At 39.9% G+C, this 1,111-nt stretch carries 2 protein-coding genes; both read left to right on the forward strand.

The annotated features are described in order from the left end of the window. Positions 1-91: 91 nt before the first annotated feature. Complete coding sequence (locus MTBBW1_RS25240) at positions 92-562, forward strand: transposase (RefSeq protein ID WP_245809557.1); 471 nt, start codon at positions 92-94, stop codon at positions 560-562. Next, on the forward strand, positions 559-1,111 hold a 553-nt coding region (locus tag MTBBW1_RS25245; RefSeq protein WP_139786903.1), incomplete at its 3' end, for a helix-turn-helix domain-containing protein. The genes MTBBW1_RS25240 and MTBBW1_RS25245, both read left to right, overlap by 4 nt.

Raw genomic sequence — 1,111 nt, forward strand, 5'->3', positions numbered from 1 at the left:
CCCTATGTGTCAGGGTAGATGTCGCCTCAATAAGAATTCAATAATTCAATATCAGGGGCATTGAGGTGAATCTATGGGATACCCTTTATCAATGAAAGAAGCTGTGGTAAAAAAAGTTCTTATGAGTAATAAAACTCATTATGAAATAGCAAAAGAAGCTGGGATTGCTCGTTCAACCTTAACGTATTGGCTTAAACAATACACAAAAGACGGAGAAATGAATTTGATCAATGTGGAAAAGAGCCCCAAAGATTGGAGCGGTGAAGAGAGATTCAACGCTCTGGTTGCAACAGCAAATATGTCAGAAATGAATCGTGTTGCCTGGTGTCGTAAAGAAGGCCTGTTTACGCATCATCTTGATCAATGGAAAAAAGATGCTATTTTTTTGTTAACCCAAAAAGAATCCATTTTAAAATCCAATGATTCCAAAGATTTAAAGAGAGAAATATCTTTTTTGAAAAAAGAATTGTCTCGAAAAGATCAAGCTCTTGCGGAGACTGCCGCTCTATTGGTTCTCAAAAAAAAAGCGGACTTAATTTGGGGGGATGCCAAGGGAGATTGATTAACAAAGAAGACAAAGAAGAAGCGTTATCTCTAATAAGGGAAGCGTGTGATGCTGGAGCACGTAAGCATTTAGCTGCCCAACTTTTGGGATTACCCATTCGCACTGTTCAGCGTTGGGAGAAGCATGGAATTGATGATCAGCGTAAAGGATCTGGTAAGACACCCGGTAACAAGATATCTCAAACTGAAAAAATGCAGATAATTGAGATACTAACCTCTCCGGAGTTTGCGGATTGCACACCTCATCAGATTGTTCCTAAACTTGCTGATCAAGGCGTTTATGTAGCTTCTGAATCCACCATGTACAGGGTTCTCAAAGATCTGAGCATGAATAAGCATCGGCTTGCAAGTCGTGCTGGAAGCAGAAAGCGTCCTGAATCCTATTGTGCTAATGGGCCAAATCAAGTGTGGTCTTGGGATATTACTTACTTACCAACAGAGATAAAGGGCTGTTTTTTCTACCTATATATGATTATTGACATTTATAGCCGCAAAGCAGTTGGTTATCAGGTTTATGATTGTGAATCGTGTCCTTCCGGCAAGCATG

The organism is Desulfamplus magnetovallimortis, from assembly GCF_900170035.1.
Lineage (GTDB): Bacteria > Desulfobacterota > Desulfobacteria > Desulfobacterales > Desulfobacteraceae > Desulfamplus > Desulfamplus magnetovallimortis.

Bases quoted from the DNA above. Each gene is read 5' to 3' on its own strand.
- MTBBW1_RS25240 (WP_245809557.1), top strand. From the start codon at position 92: ATGAAAGAAGCTGTGGTAAAAAAAGTTCTTATGAGTAATAAAACTCAT.